15 protein-coding genes and 1 tRNA gene are annotated in these 15,632 nt (G+C 61.1%); 14 read left to right on the forward strand and 2 right to left on the reverse strand.

The window, feature by feature from the left end; all coding sequences use genetic code 11:
• The first annotated feature begins 44 nt into the window (after positions 1 to 44).
• From VSX42_RS02825 to VSX42_RS02890, 14 genes are all read left to right on the forward strand, one after another.
• A tRNA-Trp gene (locus tag VSX42_RS02825) sits at positions 45 to 117 on the forward strand.
• A 75-nt stretch (positions 118 to 192) separates the two neighbouring features.
• Positions 193 to 456 carry a preprotein translocase subunit SecE gene (secE, locus tag VSX42_RS02830; protein WP_237184879.1) on the forward strand — a complete coding sequence of 88 codons (264 nt, stop codon included), beginning with the start codon at positions 193 to 195 and terminating at the stop codon, positions 454 to 456.
• Between the two features lie 102 nt (positions 457 to 558).
• Entirely contained in the window at positions 559 to 1,305 is a 747-nt protein-coding gene (nusG, locus tag VSX42_RS02835) for a transcription termination/antitermination protein NusG (RefSeq protein WP_326502870.1), read from the forward strand.
• Positions 1,306 to 1,720: 415 nt separating this feature from the next.
• Positions 1,721 to 2,152 (forward strand): 50S ribosomal protein L11, encoded by a 432-nt coding sequence (gene rplK, locus VSX42_RS02840; protein ID WP_283490448.1) that lies wholly within the window; start codon positions 1,721 to 1,723, stop codon positions 2,150 to 2,152.
• Between the two features lie 140 nt (positions 2,153 to 2,292).
• Entirely contained in the window at positions 2,293 to 2,985 is a 693-nt protein-coding gene (rplA, locus tag VSX42_RS02845) for a 50S ribosomal protein L1 (protein WP_237206183.1), read from the forward strand.
• A 183-nt stretch (positions 2,986 to 3,168) separates the two neighbouring features.
• Positions 3,169 to 4,065 carry a hypothetical protein gene (locus tag VSX42_RS02850; RefSeq protein WP_326502871.1) on the forward strand — a complete coding sequence of 299 codons (897 nt, stop codon included), beginning with the start codon at positions 3,169 to 3,171 and terminating at the stop codon, positions 4,063 to 4,065.
• A 150-nt stretch (positions 4,066 to 4,215) separates the two neighbouring features.
• Positions 4,216 to 5,283 carry an ABC transporter ATP-binding protein gene (locus VSX42_RS02855; protein ID WP_326502872.1) on the forward strand — a complete coding sequence of 356 codons (1,068 nt, stop codon included), beginning with the start codon at positions 4,216 to 4,218 and terminating at the stop codon, positions 5,281 to 5,283.
• Positions 5,284 to 5,605: 322 nt separating this feature from the next.
• The gene (gene rplJ / locus VSX42_RS02860) at positions 5,606 to 6,115 is read left to right on the forward strand and encodes a 50S ribosomal protein L10 (protein WP_326502873.1); all 510 of its coding nucleotides are present in this window, start codon (positions 5,606 to 5,608) and stop codon (positions 6,113 to 6,115) included.
• Between the two features lie 120 nt (positions 6,116 to 6,235).
• Entirely contained in the window at positions 6,236 to 6,613 is a 378-nt protein-coding gene (rplL, locus tag VSX42_RS02865; RefSeq protein ID WP_185174250.1) for a 50S ribosomal protein L7/L12, read from the forward strand.
• Between the two features lie 131 nt (positions 6,614 to 6,744).
• Complete coding sequence (locus VSX42_RS02870; protein WP_326502874.1) at positions 6,745 to 7,767, forward strand: endonuclease/exonuclease/phosphatase family protein; 1,023 nt, start codon at positions 6,745 to 6,747, stop codon at positions 7,765 to 7,767.
• A gap of 150 nt (positions 7,768 to 7,917) precedes the next feature.
• Positions 7,918 to 9,399, forward strand: coding sequence for a sucrose-6-phosphate hydrolase (locus tag VSX42_RS02875; RefSeq protein ID WP_326502875.1), 1,482 nt, complete (start codon positions 7,918 to 7,920; stop codon positions 9,397 to 9,399).
• Positions 9,400 to 9,563: 164 nt separating this feature from the next.
• Entirely contained in the window at positions 9,564 to 10,130 is a 567-nt protein-coding gene (locus VSX42_RS02880; protein WP_326502876.1) for a PTS glucose transporter subunit IIA, read from the forward strand.
• 336 nt (positions 10,131 to 10,466) lie between these two features.
• A complete protein-coding gene (locus VSX42_RS02885) occupies positions 10,467 to 12,437 on the forward strand; it encodes a sucrose-specific PTS transporter subunit IIBC (RefSeq protein ID WP_326502877.1) in 1,971 nt (656 codons plus the stop codon).
• Positions 12,438 to 12,609: 172 nt separating this feature from the next.
• Positions 12,610 to 13,242, forward strand: a complete 633-nt coding sequence (locus tag VSX42_RS02890; protein ID WP_326502878.1) for a GNAT family N-acetyltransferase — start codon at positions 12,610 to 12,612, stop codon at positions 13,240 to 13,242.
• On the opposite strand, the gene VSX42_RS02895 is transcribed toward VSX42_RS02890, so the two are convergent.
• Positions 13,228 to 14,259, reverse strand: a complete 1,032-nt coding sequence (locus VSX42_RS02895; RefSeq protein ID WP_326502879.1) for a LacI family DNA-binding transcriptional regulator — start codon at positions 14,257 to 14,259, stop codon at positions 13,228 to 13,230. The two genes, VSX42_RS02890 and VSX42_RS02895, sit on opposite strands and share 15 nt — an antisense overlap.
• Before the next feature lie 141 nt (positions 14,260 to 14,400).
• Entirely contained in the window at positions 14,401 to 15,627 is a 1,227-nt protein-coding gene (locus tag VSX42_RS02900) for a molybdopterin molybdotransferase MoeA (RefSeq protein ID WP_326502880.1), read from the reverse strand.
• Positions 15,628 to 15,632: the final 5 nt, after the last annotated feature.

The raw sequence follows: 15,632 nt of genomic DNA on the forward strand, positions 1-15,632 counted from the left end.
GTGCCCGTAAGGGTTTTGAACCTCCTTGAAGGGGTAACCTTCAAAGGGCGGTGGCTCAATTGGTAGAGCAGCGGTCTCCAAAACCGCAGGTTGCAGGTTCGAGTCCTGTCCGCCCTGCTTCAAGCCTCACAGGTTTATTTGTCAATCGAACAGTTCATGTTCATGATGAGTCTAGAAAGGGGCGGGCCTACCATGGCTAAATCAATCGCCGCCAGGACCGCCGATTCTGAAGAACCAGGCGCAGAGAAGAAGCTGGGCTTCTTCGGCCGTATTTTCCAGTTCCTGCGCGAAGTCATCGCAGAACTCAAGAAAGTCACCACCCCCACCGGTAAAGAGCTGGTGCAGTACGTGATTATTGTTCTTTTCTTCGTTGCTTTTATGATGCTCTTAATCTCGGGCCTAGATTACGTTTTCGGTCAGGGAGCCTTCTGGATTTTTGGCAACGGTATCAACTAGAAGCATGAAGCTAGGCCGACGGCGGCCTAACCCGTAGAATCTTTTGTGAATGTAAGGGCGCGTGTGCCCTCAAGTAAACCCCAATGACGAAAGCAGGAAAGCGTGTCCGAGCAGGAAGTTGCACCTGAAACCGAAGAGGTCGTAGGACCTGCAGAGCAGGCAACCGACGAGGGCCACGAGGCTGTTGAAGTAGCAGCCGCTGAGGTCGTCGAAGAAGTCACCGAAGCTGAAGAAGCTGGCGAGCCCGCCGTTGACCCGCTCGAAGAGTTCAAGGCTAAGCTGCGCCGCCAGGAAGGTGAATGGTTCGTCATTCACACCTATGCCGGCTACGAGAACAAGGTTAAGGCCAACCTCGAATCCCGTGCCCAGACCATGAACGCCGAAGATGACATCTTCGAGGTTCAGGTCCCCATGGAAGAGGTCATGGAAGTCAAGAACACCACCAAGAAGCTGGTTCGCCGCGTGCGCGTACCCGGCTACGCTCTGGTGCGTATGAACCTGACCGATGAGAGCTGGGGCGTTGTGCGCCACACCCCCGGCGTGACCGGCTTCGTTGGGCAGGACGCCTACAACCCGGTTCCTCTGCGCCTCGATGAGGTTGTCGACATGCTGGCTCCCGTCTTTGAAGCCGAGCAGGCAGAAGCAGGCGCCGCCCCCAAGGCTGCCCCCGCTGTTGAAACCGGCTTTGAAATCGGCGAAGCTGTCACCGTTAAGGAAGGCCCCTTCGAGGGCATGCCCGCAACCATCTCAGAGATCAACGCCGCAGCCTCATCCATGGTTGTGCTGATTTCCGTCTTCGAACGCGAGACCCCCGTGACCCTGAACTTCTCACAGGTCACCAAGATGTAAAACCAGCGTGCCTGGTCGAGGGCCGCCCCGCTTGATGTGGGGCGGCCCTTTTGTTTTGTTCAACAGTGGGGAGGGCTACTAGAGTTTTCCGCATTTATTCTGATTTACCCGCAACTAGTTGCGGGTAAATCAGAATAAATGCGGGGTCTAGGGGGTGTTTGCTCACGAGGGTCTAGTGCGAGGACGCGCGTGAACGTGACCCAACCCCGTGCCCGCCAACCTGTGAGCAAGCACCCAGGGGCAGGCGTCCGCCCCGCAATAGCTTTAAAGCCCAGACCGTACTAAAATAGAAAACTGTATGTGCGCACCCACGCCGGTGTGCCCCTACAGGGTGCCGCCGCCGCCATGGCCGCACCACCGCCCGGTGCATACTCCTGTGCGCCGGTCCACCAGCTAAGAAAAGGACCAAACACAAATGGCTCCCAAGAAGAAGGTCGCAGGCCTCATCAAGCTGCAGATCCAGGCAGGCGCCGCTAACCCCGCGCCCCCCGTTGGCCCCGCACTCGGTGCACACGGCGTCAACATCATGGAATTCTGCAAGGCTTACAACGCAGCCACCGAATCCCAGCGCGGCAACATTATCCCCGTAGAAATCACCGTCTACGAGGACCGCTCCTTCACCTTCATCACCAAGACCCCTCCCGCAGCACAGCTCATCAAGAAGGCAGCTGGCGTTGCTAAGGGCTCCGGCGTTCCCCACACCCAGAAGGTCGGCTCACTGACCATGGATCAGGTCAAGGAAATCGCCCAGACCAAGATGGAAGACCTGAACGCTAACGACATCGACGCCGCAGCGAAGATCATCGCCGGTACCGCCCGCTCCATGGGCATCACCGTCGAAGGCTAAAACCCTTCCACCCCGCCCACCGCGGGGAACCGAGGTTCGCGCCTCACCCAAAGACAATTGTTAGAGTCTCCCACCCGGGAGGCATGTGGCAGAGCCGAGCGCGGCTCACCAAAGACCACACCTGCAAAGGAGAAAAGCAGATGGCAAAGCGCAGCAAGGCGTACCAGGCAGCTGTAGCCAAGATTGAAGCGGACAAGCTCTACGCACCCGCCGAGGCTATTGCAGTAGCAAAGGACATCGCGGCAGACAAGCCCAACTCAACCGTTGAGGTCGCACTGCGACTCGGCGTTGACCCCCGTAAGGCAGACCAGATGGTACGCGGTACCGTCAACCTGCCCCACGGCACCGGTAAGACCGCCCGCGTTGTAGTTATCGCAGCCGGTGAAAAGGCTGAAGCAGCAGAAGCAGCTGGCGCTGACTTCGTTGGCTCAGACGACCTGATCGCAAAGATCGCTGGCGGCTGGACCGACTTCGACGCAGCGGTTGCAACCCCCGACATGATGGGCAAGGTTGGCCGTCTGGGTAAGGTTCTGGGTCCCCGTAACCTCATGCCCAACCCCAAGACCGGCACCGTCACCATGGACGTTGCTAAGGCAGTTGCAGACATCAAGGGCGGTAAGATCGACTTCCGCGTTGACCGCAACTCAAACCTGCACTTCATCATCGGTAAGGCTTCCTTCACCGCTGAGCAGCTGACCGAGAACTTCGAAGCAGCTCTCGAAGAGGTTAACCGCCTCAAGCCCTCATCAGCTAAGGGCCGCTACATCTCAAAGGCAACCATCGCCACCACCTTCGGCCCCGGCGTCCCCGTTGACCCCTCAACCGTAGCCTAAGTTTCTTAGACCCTCACGGTTATTTAAGGCAGGCTCCCCGCGCATAGGTGCGGGGAGCCTGCCTTTTTTGTTGCGTTGGGGAGGCGGGGCGCGGACGCCCGGGTCTAGCTTTCGCCGGCACAGCCAGCTATTCTTATGGTCAAGAGCACACCCCTTTCAATGATGTCTGGAGGCCCAACTCTCGTGTACCGCGTTGCCTACTTCCCTTACCCGCGTCCGTCCGACCTGCCCGCCTACCGCGACCAAAAGTCGCTCTACCCCGGCCTGCTGGCCCTGCAAGAACCGGTGAGCCAAACCGTCTTTCTCTACCGCCTAGAAAACCAGTGCGAGGGGGACTTCCCCACCGACTACACCATCTACAACTACGCCGGTGGCCCCTTCGAGAGCGAAATGCGCATCAATGTATTCGCCCTGTACTCTGCAGACGAACGCGGCGACGGCGAACCCATGTATCGGTTTGAAGCGCACTCCCGCTTCGAAGACCGCGCTGGCAAACTCATTTCGCAGGGGCTTCTGACCCGCACCGGAGAAATCCGCTGGGACGAACAAGACCCCGGCCACTGGCTACACCCGCATGTGAAAACCCTGATTAAGTACCTGGCGCAGGCCCCGGCCAAAGCCCCTGAGACCATCGAAGAAGGGCAGGTTATTACCTGGGATCTTCCACAGCTTCTGAGCGAGGAGCTGACCATCAACGAACATAACTTTGAGCGCCACCTGCCCCACTGGTTTACGCTCCAAGACACTAACGAATACGGTTGGTTTGCCTACGCCCCCGCTACAGGCGAGACGTATCCGCCTGAAAAACCTCCCTACTCACTGGTGCATATCATGCGGCCTCGCCAGGTTGTTGACCGCTATGAGGAAGACGGTACGCCCCACATACTCGGCTACGTCGCCCACGTTGAGGGTGGGGTACACGGCGTCCTGAAATGGGGAAAGAACCTTGAGCCAACTCTGTGGCCCCGGTCAGATGAAGTAGGTTTAGCACCGGGACTCACTGGCACAACACTCCCGGCCTCCTGCCGTGTTCTCATAGAGGCAGGCCAATTGCGCTACCCCGACTCCCGAATTGATTGACCTGCCCTAACGAGCGTGCGCCTTATCGTCGAGCGTGCCGCAGATAGATGCACGCTCAGCGATAAGACGCACGCTCGGTCGAATCAGGGTTGTGCTGTGGTGGGAAGGCTACTAGGGCTTGCCGCGCAACCGTCGGGCATAATAGAGGTCATGACCAGCCCCGCCCTTACCATCACCGGCCTGACCAAGCGGTTTGGTGCGTCCGCCGTGCTTAGCGGAATTGACCTGACTGTGCCCGGCGGCAGCCTGCTCTCCCTGGTGGGGGAGTCGGGGTCGGGCAAGTCCACCCTGCTGCGCATTATTGCCGGGCTGGAACAGGCGGACGCCGGTTGTGTGCTTTTCGGCCACCGGCCGGTGGGCGTTGGGGGAGGCTCCCGCATCAAGGGCTCGACCAAAGCCCGGCAGGCAGGGGCCGTGCCGGTGGGGTTCGTCTTTCAAAAGCCCGTGCTCTACCCCCACCTGAGCCTGGAAGAGAACATCCTCTTCGCCCAGCGCCTGCGCGCCCAGGAGCAGTTGGACCGCGACCACTATCTTTCCCTCGTCGACACCCTGGGCCTGGGGGAGCACCTGCGCAAGAGGCCGGCGCAACTATCGGGTGGCCAGGCCCAGCGGGCCGGTATCGCCCGGGCCCTGGTGCGTAAACCCACGCTGGCTCTCTTCGACGAGCCGCTCTCCAGCGTCGATGAGCACCTGAGCGAAGCTATCCGTGCTGACCTGCTGACCCTGCACCGCCAGCTGGAGTTCACGGGCATCTACGTGACCCACACCCCCGACGAAGCCCTCGCGATGGGCCAGCAGCTCGCGGTGCTAGCTGGTGGACGCCTGGCCCAGGTCGCCGCTCCGGGGCAGGTGCTGGCCGCCCCGGCGTCCGCGCAGGTTGCCCGCCTGCTGCACCCGCTCTACAACGAGCTAGAGGTGGAACGGGGTGGGCAAGCAGTGCCGGCTGGTATCTCCGCCCACGGTTTTGAGAGGGCGGACGCCGCTAGCCCGGGGGTTCTGCCGGTGCGGGTGCTGGGGGTGCTCGCCCACACCGCTGGCAATCGCTATAGCCTTGAAACCACCCAGGCGGTAGAGGTGCCGCACCCGGACGGTGCCGTGACCTTGCCCGTCGGTAGCCTGCTCACCGCTGTGCTGCCAGCAGTTTCCCATGATGAAGGGCAGAGATTATTCCTGGCTCTTCGCGAAGGTGCTTTGCACTGTTTCTCAGGGCAGAGCTAGTTTGTACCATGTGCTGACCAAAAAACCTGCCTCATCTGGTCCGCATACGGTACAAAGGTGGATAGAAGCGGGGGTTTAAGTGATTAAGCACCCTTAAACCCGGTTTTAACTTGCCAGGGCCCTGCAAACAGTGGTTAGATGAAGTAACCAAAGACCGCCGGTCTGTGCCTTTTACAGGTACGATAAGGGCTAACCAGCCCACCTGCGTAGGTGCCGATAACAGAATACAAACCAGTTTTAGCTGGGCTTGTATTATGCCTCGATGCCTGCGCGTCGGGGCATTTTTTGTTGGCCTGGCGGGATAAGAACTGGAAGGAAAACCATGGCAACACAGGATAAGATTGCTGCCGTCGCTGAGATCAAGGAACTCCTTGAATCCTCAAACGGCGTAATTCTCACCGAGTACCGTGGTCTCACCGTTGCACAGATGAAGGAACTTCGTCGTGCACTGGGTGCTGAGACCGAGTACGCCGTGGTAAAGAACACTCTGACCGCTATCGCGGCTAAGGAAGTTGGCATCGACGCATTCGATGGTCAGCTCCACGGCCCCAGCGCAATCGCATTCATCAAGGGCGACTTCATTGATGCTGCGAAGGGTCTGCGTGACTTTGCCAAGGCTAACCCCCAGCTGATCGTTAAGAGCGGTTACTTCGAGGGCGAAGCTCTCGACGAAGCTGGCATCAACAAGTTTGCAAGCCTCGAATCACGCGAGGTACTTCTTGCAAAGGTCGCAGGCGGCGCAAAGGGCGCAATCGCAAAGGTTGCTCGCACCGTTGACGCTCTGCGTATCAAGCTCGAAGAGCAGGAAGGCGCAGCATCCGAGGCCGAGTAATCGCCCCGTCGCTGCCCACCGCACAGACTTCGGCCCACTTACCCGGGCCACCCCACAATTTTCAAGCTCGCAGGCTGAAATACTGAGGCTTGCAACTGAATCAAAGAAGGAGCCAATCTCATGGCTAAGCTTTCAATCGAAGAACTCATTGAAGCATTCAAGGAACTGTCACTCGTTGAGGTTTCCGAATTCGTTAAGGCATTCGAAGAAGAATTCGACGTAACCGCAGCTGCTCCCGTTGCTGTTGCTGGTGCTGCCGGTGGCGACGCTGGTGCTGCTGAAGAGCAGTCAGAATTCGACGTTATCCTCGAATCAGCTGGCGACAAGAAGATCGGCGTCATTAAGGAAGTTCGCGCCCTCACCTCACTGGGTCTGAAGGAAGCTAAGGACCTCGTTGACGGCGCTCCCAAGCCCGTTCTCGAAGGCGTTTCCAAGGAAGACGCAGAGAAGGCTAAGGAAGCTCTCGAAGGCGCTGGCGCAACCGTCACCCTCAAGTAAGTTTCTTACTTTTCTTATCTTTGGCGCAGGGGCGGCACCCGTTACGGGTTGCCGCCCCTGCGGCTTTTTGTTTAAGGACGGACGCCGCCCCACCTCTTCCCCTGCTTGCTGGTTTTAGTTAGGCTGGGGCCATGGGTAAGACTCTGATTCGTGCTTTCTGGTGCCTTTTGCTGGCCGGGGCCCTGACCTGGCTGGCTATCCTGATGTGGCCGGGGCGCCCAGTTACCGCCTGGCTGACCACGCGCTTGGTCATAGCCCAGGCCGTTGCCTTCCCCGCCCTGCTTGCGGTAGCCGGGGTGGGCGTCCTTATTGTGGCCCTGCTGGTGACGCTACGCCGCGCAACCAGCGGAGCTACCCGCATCCTTGCCGGGCTAACTGCGGTAGCCTGCGCCGCTTCTAGTCTGCTGGCTGTCGCCGACCCCTATGGATCTGTGCGATATCGAGCAAGTGGGGTACCCGCCATCGGGTGCGTTGATATGCAGACCTACCGGGTTACTACCTACAACGCCCTGGATACCCTGACCGACCAGTCTCTGGCTCGGCTGCTGGCCGATGAGCCGGATTTCCTGGTGCTCCCTGAAGTCTCACCCGATACACCGGCTCTTGCTGGCGGCGTTTCGGGCTACCAGGTGTTCGCCTCAACCAGCGGCAAGGCCCATATCGCTCCGACCCTGACCCTGGTCAGCGACCGGCTGGGCACCTACACGGCGCAGGAAGTGCCCATGACCTTCGGCGCCCTCATTCTGGCTCCTGAAAATGACGATACCGGCCACCCCTCGCTGCTGGCGGTGCACACGGCCCCGCCCGTTCCCACCTACATGCAACAGTGGCGCGACGACCTCGCTACGATTAACCGGTTGGCTCGCGACGAGAACCGCCCCGACCTGATTGCCGGCGACTTCAACGCAACCCTGCTCCACGGCGGCCTGGCCAGCTACGCGGGGGCAGGCTCACACCTGGGTGCGGATGCCGCCTTGGCCACCCACCGAATCGAGGGCACCTGGCCAGTAGGCGGAGTACTAGGAATGAGAGCCCCCATTGACCACATTGTGGTGATGCAGGGCCCACCTGCTGGTGGTGAAGAAGTGACCTACCAGCAGGTGGGTGAATCTGACCATCTGGCAGTGAGCGCCCTCGTGGATCTCTGTAGGTAGAGGCGTGGGCTAGCTCATATCATAATCTGGAAGATTTGCCGGTCTGCCCCGCAACCCGCTGACCTCAAACCTGGGGAGAGGGCAGGGGGTAAGCTGGATATGACAAACGATTGACAGACCCCTCCATCGCACCTACCCAAGGAGCCCCGCGTGACTAAGCCCGGACGTCCGGACGCCGCCGAACTACTCGCCGCTGCCGAGCAAGCCTATGCCACCTACCACGAGCAGGTGCGCACCGACCCCGACTACCCGGCCCTGCACCTGGCACCGCCGGTGGGCCGTCTCAACGACCCCAACGGGCTGATCTACCATGAGGGCACCTACCACGCCTTCTACCAGTATTCTCCGGTGCACCCCACCCGCGCCGTCTTCTGGCGCTACGCAACCAGCGACGACCTCACCCACTGGCAGGACCGCGGTACCGCCATCGCCCCCACCGACTGGTTCGATAAGAACGGCTGCTACTCGGGCTCGGGCTTCGTGGGCGAGGACGGCACCTTTGAGTTCTTCTACACCGGCAACGTCAAGGACGCCGACGGCAATAGGGAAACCTACCAGGTACTCTTTACCTCACCCGACCAGGGCAAGACCTTCACCAAGCAAGAGGTCTTGATCAACGGCCCTGAAGAGGGCTACACCGCCCACTATCGTGACCCCCACGTGATTGAACGCGGGGGCACCTTCTACGCCGTCATCGGCGCCCAGCGCGAGGACGAAACCGGGGCTGTGGTGCTCTACTCCTCACCTGACCGCCGCACCTGGACCTTCGATGGGGAGCTCACCTTCTCAGACCCCTCCCTGACCAACCTGGGCTACATGTACGAGTGCCCCGGCCTGATTCAGCTGCGCGACGAAGAAACCGGCGAGCTTAGGGACGTGCTGATTTTCAGCCCCCAGGGCATGGAGGCCGACGGGGAGAAGTACAACAACATCTTCCAGACCGGCTACGTGGTCGGCACCCTCACCGGCACCCAGTTTGAGGTGACTACCCCCTTCACCGAGCTGGATGCTGGCACCGAGTTCTACGCCCCCCAGTGCTTCCACGGAGTGGGGCAGGACGGCTCCCACGCTGTGCTCCAGGGCTGGTTCGGCAATGCCGACCAGGATGACCACCCCTCCTGGGAGAACCACTGGGTTCACATGCAGACCTACCCCCGCCGCCTGACCCTGCGTGCGGGTCGCATCTACCAGAACCCCGTAGAACAGCTTGATAGCGCCCTGGCGCCCGCCCCTGTTGTGCCCGCGGTGCACGGCGAGATTGCGGAACTGGCGGACGCCCGTGTCTGGCGCCTGCGCGGTGAGGTAGCGGTAGGCAGTCCCGTGCAGATTATTGTGGAGGACGCCGCGGGGCAGGCCCTGGCGCTGACCCTGAGCGAGGACGGTGCCCACCTGGACCGTACCGGTAGCCGCTACACCGTGGGCGGGGCAGAACGCCACCGCACCCTAGAGCCGCGCGCTACCCGCACCTTCGACCTACTGGTCGATGCCTCCGGAACCGAACTCTTCCTCGACGGGGGAGCTGCCGTCTTTTCATCCCGAACCTACTTCACCGGCACCGAGCGCACCGTCCGCCTGGTAGCAGACGAGGCGGCCGTGCTGAGCCTTGAAGCTGCCCGGCTTGTAGAAGACTAGGGGAGAGGAGCCGGTGCCTTAGTGCAGGGGGGCGAAAAATTTTCCGTGACCTGGCACCGGCCGGGCTCAGCAAGACCTGTCTCACAGGTTACCGGCGGTGGTAGGCTGGTGGAGACGCCGCACACAGCGGCCCCACCACTCCCAACCACTATGAGGTGACAACCATGGCAGGCTTCTTCAAAAAGCTCTTCGGCGGTAGCGACGACACCGCAGCGCAGACCCTCGCTCCCGCAGCTACCCCTGCTGCAGCACCGTCCGCCGCTGGTGCGTCCGCTCTGACCGCCCACATGAACGGTACCGTTGTTGAGCTTGCCGACGTGAGCGACCAGATGTTCGCCTCCGGCGCCCTGGGCCCCGGTGCCGCCATTGAGCCGACCGCAGGCGTGGTTGTAGCTCCCGCAGACGGCGAAGTAACCGTCGCCTTCCCCACCGGCCACGCCTTCGGTATTCGTACCGCAGACGGTCTGGAAATCCTGATTCACGTGGGCTTCGATACCGTGGAGCTGGACGGCAAGTTCTTCGAACCCAAGGTCAAGAAGGGTGATACCGTCACCCGCGGCCAGGTACTGGTGGAGTTCGACCTGGAGCAGGTCAAGGCAGCAGGCTACCCTGTGACTACCCCGCTGGTTATCACCAACGCCAAGAGCTCCGTTGCTGATCTGACGGTCGCTAACGCGGGTAGTGACGTAGCAGCCGGTGCTGACTTCATTACCGCTTCCCGCAAGGGCTAAGAAACTTTAGCTTAAATGACAGGCACCTACTCCCAGGGCGGGAGTAGGTGCCTGTCTATTTTTGTCCGCGGAGAAGCCAGATGGGGACGCTTCCCAGCAACCTTGGTTTTGTGCCTACTTTGCGTGCGTTTGGGTGGGAAAATATGGCCCGGAAACCCGCTTATATGTTGGCTTCTGGCAAGTTTGCCAGACTGCGGTGAATCGCTGTTGCGGGGGCTAATTTTGGTGTTAGTATGTCAAACGATTGGCATGTTTGTTTTCGGGCAAACATACACACTCGCGCCGAGGCTGAACCAAGCACATAGGGGAGCCAGGCCCATACACCAAGGAGAAGACATGGATCATAAATCCGTGGCTGAGCGAGTCCTCACCGCCGTTGGCGGCACGGACAACATCGCAGCAGGCGCCCACTGCGCCACCCGTCTGCGACTGGTGCTCAAAGACATGAACGTCATCAACCAGGACGCCCTGGATAACGACGAAGACCTCAAGGGTACCTTCAACAACTCCGGCCAGTTCCAGATTATCGTGGGCCCCGGCGATGTTGACGAGGTTTACAAGCACATGGCCGCAGCAGGCATGAAGCAGGTCTCAAAGGACGAGCTCAAGAACGTCGCAGCGAGCCAGGGCAACCTCTTCACCCGCTTCATCAAGGTCGTCTCAGAGATCTTCCTGCCGATCATCCCCGTGCTGGTCGGATCCGGTCTGCTCATGGCGCTCAACAACGTGCTGACCGCAACCGGTATCTTCGACCCCGAAAAGTCACTGATTGAGCTTTACCCCGCCTGGACCGGCTTCGCTGAAATCGTCAACCTGCTCTCAGCAGCGGCCTTCGCCTTCCTGCCCGTACTGGTCGGCTTCACCGCCACTAAGGTTTTTGGTGGTAATCCCTACCTGGGTCTGACCATGGGTGCCGCCATGGTCTTCCCCTCCCTGGTCAACGGCTACAACGTAGCTGCCGCCCTGCAAGATGGCACCATGACCTACTGGGATGTCTTCGGTATTCAGGTACAGCAGGCTGGCTACCAGGGCACCGTGCTACCTATCATCCTGGTCGCCTTTGTGCTGGCTAACATTGAGAAGTTCTTCCACAAGATTCTCAAGGGCGTGATCGACTTTATGTTCACCCCCACCCTGACCCTGTTGATTACCGGTTTTGCCACCTTCATGCTGGTTGGCCCGCCCATGTTCAAGCTCGGCACCATGTTTGGTGACGGTATCAACTGGCTCTATACCACAGCTGGCCCTGTGGGTGGTTTCCTCTTCGGTCTGGTCTACTCACCGATCGTCATTACCGGCCTGCACCAGTCCTTCCCGCCCATCGAACTGCAGCTCTTCACCCAGGGCGGCTCCTTTATCTTTGCTATCGCCTCTATGGCAAACGTGGCTCAGGGTGGCGCTGCTCTTGGCGTCTACCTGACCACCAAGGACAAGAAGATGAAGGGCCTGGCCGGTGCCACCGCTCCCTCGGCCTTCCTGGGTATTACCGAACCCGCCATCTTCGGTGTGAACCTGCGCCTGCGCTGGCCCTTCTACATTGCCATGGGCGCCTCAGCTATCGCATCAGCTCTGATTGCCCTTTTCGGTGTTAAGGCTAAGGTCCCCGGTGCAGCTGGCTTCCTGGGCTTCCCCTCTATCAGCACCGAAGCAGGTAGCGGTTGGGCTGGCTTCGCCATCGCCATCATTACCTCAGCAGTTCTCTCAACCGTAGCCTCCTTCATCTACGGTAAGAAGGCCTTTGCCGGTCAGGTTGCCGAAGAAGAAGTTGAAGCCGCTACCGCTGCGTCTGTAGCTACCCCCGCCGCGTCCGCTGCAACCGCCACCGAAGGCTACGAACTGACCGCCCACCTCAACGGCACCGCCGTCGAACTCTCAGCGGTATCAGACCCCACCTTCGCCTCCGGCGCCCTGGGCCCCGGTGCAGCCGTAGAACCCACCGAAGGTAAGCTCTACGCACCCGCCGACGGCAAGGTCACCGTAGCCTTCCCCACCGGCCACGCCGTCGGCATGCGTACCGACAAGGGCGTAGAAGTCCTCATGCACATCGGCTTCGACACCGTTGAGCTGGACGGCAAGCACTTCACCCCCAAGGTCGAAAAGGGCCAGGACGTCAAGCGCGGCGACGTGCTCGTCGAATTCGACATGGCCGCCATCAAAGCCGCGGGCTACCCGCTGACCACCCCGCTGGTCATCACCAACGCCAAGAAGACCGTTGACTCAACCGCTCTTGCCGTTGCTGCAGGCTCAACCGTGGCTGCAGGCCGCGACGAGCTGGTCAGCGTAGCCGCTAAGACCGCAACCGTCTAAAACCTTCCCAGGGAAGAAAACCCGCCCCGTGCCCGTCCTGATAGTAAGGACGCGCGCGGGGCGGGTTGCTTTGTGCGAGGAGCAAGAAGGGCACGAGCCAAGACGCAGATTCCTCCGCTCACCTCAGCTACAGAGTAATCTTGAAAGGTAACACCGTACCCAGGAGGATTCCATGCCCGAGCAAACCTACGACTTTACCGTGCGTGAAGCGACCGAAGCTGACTATCCCGGCGTAATTGAGGCGCTGACCAACGCCTTTGAGCACGACCCGGTCATGAATAAGGCCATGGGCGGGGACGGCCGCACCGAGACCGTCCGCGGGCTTTTTGAGTTCCAGCTGCGCACCACCTACGCCCCCAAGGGCACAATCGACATTGCCGTCACGGAAGACGGCAAGGTGCTAGGCGCTGCTCTGTGGCTCTCGCCGGAGGCCCAGAAAGGTAATCTGCTGGCCGATATTAAGGCCCTGCCCGATTATTACCGGGTGCTGGGGAAGAGGCTGGCCCGTGCCACCGTCACCGAGCTGCGCCTGCTGGCAGCCCGCCCCAAATTCGACCACTGGTACCTCTACACCATCGGTGTGCACGAGGAAGCCCGCGGCCACGGTATTGGCTCCCACCTGCTGGATTACCGCCGCGGGCGCCTGGGGGAGGTACCCGCCTACCTGGAGGCCTCTACCTACCGGTCAGCCTCCCTCTATGCCCGTCACGGGTTTGTTGAGCTTTTCCGCTTTAAGGGCGGCAAGCCCGCCCTGGGCATGCTGCACCCGGCTCCGGTGACTCAGGTGTCCCTACATCAGGCTTGATGCAGGGACGGGAGATTCTTGGGTTTCCCAACCTAGGGAACGGGTGCTTGACCCCTCATGAAGGCTTACCGGGAGCACATCGCTTCCGGTGAGCTCTTTTTCTTCCCCGTTCATGGCGTGCATGAGCTGGGCGATAGCCCGCTGGGCCATCGCGTCGATGGGCTGTACCACGGTGGTGAGTTCAGGCAAAAGGGCCCGACTGGTTTCGGTGCCGTCAAAGCCGATGACTTGTAGGTCCTCAGGTACCTGCCGCCCGGTCGTCCGGGCGTAGCCCAGCACCATGGCTGCGTACACGTCGTTGGAGGCAAAAACCGCATCAACCTGCGGGTGCTCGGTGAGGTAAGTGATGATGCGCTCGCGTTTGGTGGCCTGTGGGGTGGTGAAGCCCAGTTCGAAAATGTGGGGGGCATAACCTGCCTCGGTGACAGCGAGCTGGTAGCCGCGCTGGCGGGCGTTATCGGGGGAGATGGTTGAGGTGATGTGCAGGATATTGCTGGCCCCGCCGTCCAGGAGCAGGCGGGTGGCCCGGTAAGCTCCGTCGAAGTTATCGCAACTGATGTTGGGGCCGCGGCCGGTGTGCTGCCGGTCGATGGTAATCAGGGGAGCCCCTAGGTGGGGAAAGTTAGCGACGACCTGGGAGTGGGCGCCGGTGATGACGCCATCGACCTGGTTGGCTATGAGCATATCGAGGTAGCGCTGCTCTGATTCGGGGTGGTCGTTGCTGTTGCAGAGAATGGTCTTGTAGCCGATGTCGGCCAGGTGGGATTCGATGCGGTAGGCCATCTCCCCGTAGAAGGGGTTGGCAACCGAGGGGAAGACCAGGCCGATAAGTTGGCTTTTTTGCCCCTGAAGGGAGCGGGCGATGGCGTTGGGCCGGTAGCCGAGCTGTTGCATGGCGTCGAAGACTTTGACGCGGGTGGCTTCGGAGAGGTAACCCCGGTTGTTGAGCACACGGGAGACGGTGGTGGGGGAGACGCCTGCGAGCGCAGCAACATCGCCGAGTTTTGGTTTGGGCACGCGGGGCTCCGGTCTGTTGAGGAGGGCTCAGATTGCTCTCAATTATAGGTCTTGTCTAACAGGCATGATGAACTTTTGAGCTGTGTGACGGAGCGGTTTGTGGGTTGTGGTACTGGTGGTGTAGGCAGGCGGGAGGGGGCGTTAGCTGGGGAGGGGTAGATACTTTAGGGTCTGCCCTTTGCCTGCTCCCTGAGGCTGAACGAGCGCGAGGGCGTCTGCGGTGGCGAAGGACGTGAGCATGTGGGACTGGGTCTTGGGCAGGGGGGTCAGCGATTTTCCCTCGGCTGTGGGGGTAAGGCGTGCGGGGATGAGTCTTAGGTCTTCTTTGCGGTAGCCGGGTACCGGGTGGGTCAGGAGGCCGGTGGGTAGTTCGGTGAGGGGCTCGCCGGTGATGCCTGTGAGCCAGGGGAGTAGGTAGGAGTAGAGGGCGGTGTAGGCCGCCAGGGGGTTGCCGGGCAGGCCCAGGACGAGCGGCGCGGCCGGGTTGATGCGGGCCGGTAGGTAGGCGGCTAGGGCCGGGTGGCCGGGGCGGATGGCGACGGATTCGAAGAGGTAGCTGGCCTGGAGGTCGGCTAGGGCACTGCGTACCCAGTCAGCGGTGGAGGTTGAGGAGCCACCGGTAATCAGGAGCATGTTGGCGCGGGTTGCGGTGAGCCAGTCGGTGAGCTTGGCTTTGCTATCGGGTAGTCGGCAGGTGCTGGTGACTGCCGCCCCGAGATCTTCGATGATGCGGGGGAAGGCCAGGGAATATGCATCGCGCACCTGGCCGGGGCCGGGGAGACCCGCGGTAATAATTTCGTTGCCGGTGTAGGCGATAGCTACGGTGGGGCGGGCGGTTACGGACAGGATGTCGAGACCGAGGGTGGCGAGGGCACCGAGGTGCCGGGCGGTAATGGGCGTTCCTGCGGGGAGTACGCGGCTACCGGCAGCCAGTTCTTCCCCAGAGCGTCGTATATCGGCACCTGCCACCGGGTATCCCCGGTCAAAAATACGGGGATCGGGCATGAGGGCGCTGCCGTCGAGAAGGGCATGTTCTTGACGGATGACGGCCTCGGTGCCCGCAGGTATGAGCCCGCCGGTCAGAATGGGGGTGGCCTGGCCGGGGGCGAGGGGGAGGGTTTTGCGGTGGACGTTCTCGCCGTCGGCAGCTGGCGGGTGGGTCAGTACCTGCCAGGGCGGGGCACCGGCGGTGGCATAGCCGTCCATAGCTGAGGAGTCGTAGTGGGGAACGGGTAGCAGGGCGCGGGCGTCCTTGCCCAGGGTCCTACCGATAGCCTGTGCCAGGGACACCTCTTCTTCGGGGAGGGGCAGGGCTGCCCCTGCCTGGTGCAGGAGCTGCCTGGCCTGGTGCCAGCTGGTGTGGTGCACGGTGG

This window comes from Rothia nasimurium, assembly GCF_035916755.1.
Lineage (GTDB): Bacteria > Actinomycetota > Actinomycetes > Actinomycetales > Micrococcaceae > Rothia.